The sequence below is a fragment of the Corallococcus carmarthensis genome (assembly GCF_003611695.1).
In the GTDB taxonomy this organism is placed as follows: Bacteria; Myxococcota; Myxococcia; order Myxococcales; family Myxococcaceae; genus Corallococcus; species Corallococcus carmarthensis.
The window spans coordinates 1-3,126 of record NZ_RAWE01000409.1 but is presented as its reverse complement, the minus strand read 5'-3'; the positions used below and the strand labels follow the sequence as shown (position 1 = coordinate 3,126).

At 69.9% G+C, this 3,126-nt stretch carries 1 protein-coding gene; it reads right to left on the bottom strand.

Annotated elements, in window-relative coordinates; all coding sequences use genetic code 11:
- Positions 1–3,126: non-ribosomal peptide synthetase (locus D7X32_RS43790; protein ID WP_120608395.1), on the bottom strand; the 3,126-nt coding region annotated here is incomplete at both ends.

Genomic DNA, 3,126 nt, shown 5'->3' with positions numbered 1-3,126 from the left:
GCGTGGCGCCTTCACGCTGGGCGAGGCTGCGCAGGGAGTCCGTCAGCTCCGAAGGGAAGTGCACGGGCACGGTGGCACCGCGACGGGACTGCACGGGAGGACGCGGGCGGTCCGTGGGCAGCTCCAGTGCGGAAGGCGCACCGGCCAACTGACGCTTCCAGTAGCCGAGCTGCGCGTCGAGCGTCTCCCCTTGCAGCCACTGGCGCTGCCAGAGGGCGAAGTCCGCGTACTGCACCGGCAGTGGCGGGAGCGAGGGCGCGCGGCCGCCACTGAAGGATTCGTAGAGGCTCGCCAACTCGCGGATGAGGACGCCCATGGACCAGCCGTCGGAGACGATGTGGTGCATCGTCACGAGGAGGACGTGGGAGTCCGCGGAGAGCTTGAGGAGGAAGGTGCGCAGCAGCGGACCGTGGCCGAGGTGGAAGGGCTGCCGGGCCTCGCGGGTGGCAAGCCGCAGCGTCTCGGCGTCGCGCGAGGACTCTTCCACCCCGGAGAGGTCCTCCACCGGGAGCGCCCAGGAAGCCGGGGCATGGATGCGCTGGAAGGGCTGGCCCTCCTCTTCGAAGAAGGTGGTGCGCAGGGCTTCATGCCTTGCCACCAGCGCCTCGAAGGCCCGGCGCAGGGCCTCCACGTCCAGGTGCCCCAACAGGCGCAGTGTGACGGGGAGGTTGTAGGACGCGTCGTCCGGTGCCAGTTGGTCCAGGAACCAGAGGCGTTGCTGTGCGAAGGAGAGCGGCTGAGGGCCTTCGGTGCGCGTCCGCGTCAGCGGCGGCAGACGCGTGGTGGTGGATGCTTGCTGCAACCTCTCGGCGAGGGCGGCGATGGTGGGGGCCTCGAAGAGGGCGCGGAGGGGCAGCTCCACGTCGAGCGCGGCGCGCACGCGGGCCACCAGCTGGGTGGCGAGCAGGGAGTGGCCACCCAACTCGAAGAAGTTGTCCGTACGGCCCACGGTGGGCACGCGCAGCACTTCGCTCCAAAGGGCCGCGAGCTTCTCCTCCAGCGGCGTCGCGGGTGCTTCGTAGGCGTGCGAGGCCCGAAGCGTGCTCGCGTCCGGAGCAGGGAGGGCCTTGCGGTCCACCTTGCCGTTGGACGTCAGCGGCAGCGTCTCCAGGGAGACGAAGGCGGCGGGTACCATGTACTCGGGCAGGTGCTGTTTGAGGTGGGCACGGAGAGCCGTGACGTCGAGGGCTTCACCCACGACGTAGGCGACGAGGCGCCTGTCGCCCGGAGAATCCTCACGGGCGAGGACGACGGCGTCCTTCACGGCGGGGGCGGCACGCAGGGCGTTTTCGACTTCGCCCAACTCGATGCGGAAGCCGCGCACCTTCACCTGGGCGTCGATGCGCCCGACGAAGTCCAGCTGGCCGTCCGCGCGCCAGCGCACCACGTCGCCCGTGCGGTAGAGGCAGGCGCCTGGAGTGGAGGAGAACGCGTCTGGGATGAAACGCTCGGCGGTGAGGCCAGGCCGTCCTGCATACCCACGCGCGACGCCCACGCCACCGATGTGCAGTTCACCGCGCACGCCCACGGGCACCGGCTGCCCGTGCGGGTCCAACACGTAGACGCGCACGTTCGCCAGCGGCTTGCCGATGGCCGGCACGTTTCCATCCGCGACCACCTCGCCGAACGTGGCGATGACGGTGGCTTCAGTGGGGCCGTAGGTGTTGAGCAGGCGCCGGCCCGGAGCCCAACGCGCGACGACATCCGCGGGAAGGGCTTCACCGCCGGAGATGACGGTGCGCACTTCCGGCAGTCCCTCGGAGGACGTGGCCGCCAACGCAGCAGGGGTGAGGCTGACGACGGAGAGGTGCTGCTCGCGCAGCAGCACGGGCAGCGGTGCGCCCGGCATCAACTTCTCCAGCGGCGCGAGCACCAGCGTGGCGCCGTTGCAGAGCGTGGTGAAGATCTCCTCCACGGACAGGTCGAAGCTGAGGCTGGCGAACTGAAGCACGCGGCTGCCAGGGCCAATGCCGTACGCCACGGCCTCGTGGGTGACGAGGTTTGCGACACTGCGGTGTTCCACTACCGTGCCCTTGGGCGTGCCCGTGCTGCCCGAGGTGTAGAGCAGGTACGCCATGTTCGCGGGCGTCACGCCCGTCACGGGCGCATCCGTCGGCTCCTTGGCGAGAGCGGAGCGCTCGGTGTCCAGGCAGAGCGCGCGGGGATGCAGCGCTTCAGGGAAGCGGTCCACGAGCGGCTGCTGGGTGACGAGCACCTGGGCGGCGCTGTCCTCCAGCATGAAGGCCAGTCGCTCCCGGGGCAGGAGCGGATCGACCGGCACCCAGGCGCCACCGGCCTTCAGGATGCCGAGCAGCCCGATGACGACGTCGAGGGAACGCTCGACACTGAGCGCAACCCGGACCTCGGGGCCCACGCCGCGACGGCGAAGAGCGTGCGCAAGTTGATTGGCGCGCGTGTCCAGTTGCGCGTACGTCAACTGCGTCCCCTCGAAGACCGCGGCCAGCGACTCGGGCGCACGATGCACCTGCGCCTCGAAGAGCGAATGCATGCACGCTTCGGGGAACGGCGCGCGCGTGGCGTTCCACTCCACCAGCACCTGCTGCCGCTCCTCCCCCGCGAGCAACTGCAGCGACGACACGCGGTGATCCGGCTGCGCGACAGCGCCTTCGAGGAGCACGCGCAGGTGCTCGGTCATGCGAGCGGCGGTGGAAGGGGTGAAGAGGTCGGTGGTGTACTCGAGGTAGCCCTTGAGGCCTGCGTCCGTCTCCAGCACCTGAAGGGTAATGTCGAACTTGGCGGAGAAGGTGTCGAGCTCGAGGGCCTCCAGCTTGACGCCCTCGACGGAGGAGGAGCCGCGGAAGGAGGCCTGGTAGGTGAGCATCACCTGGAAGAAAGGAGTGCGCCCCGGGATGCGCTCGGGCTTCAACTCCTCCACGAGGCGCTCGATGGGAAGCTCCTGGTGCTCCTGGGCTCCGAGCACCGTCTCCCGCACCTGGCGCAGCAGCGTGCGGAAGGAGGCGTCGGGCGCCACGCGCGTACGAAGCACCTGGGCGTTGACGAAGAGGCCGATGAGGCCCTCCACCTCTCCGCGCGTACGGCCCGCCATGGGGGAGCCGACGGTGACGTCCTCCTGGCCGGAGTAGCGGGCCATCAGCACCTGCCAGC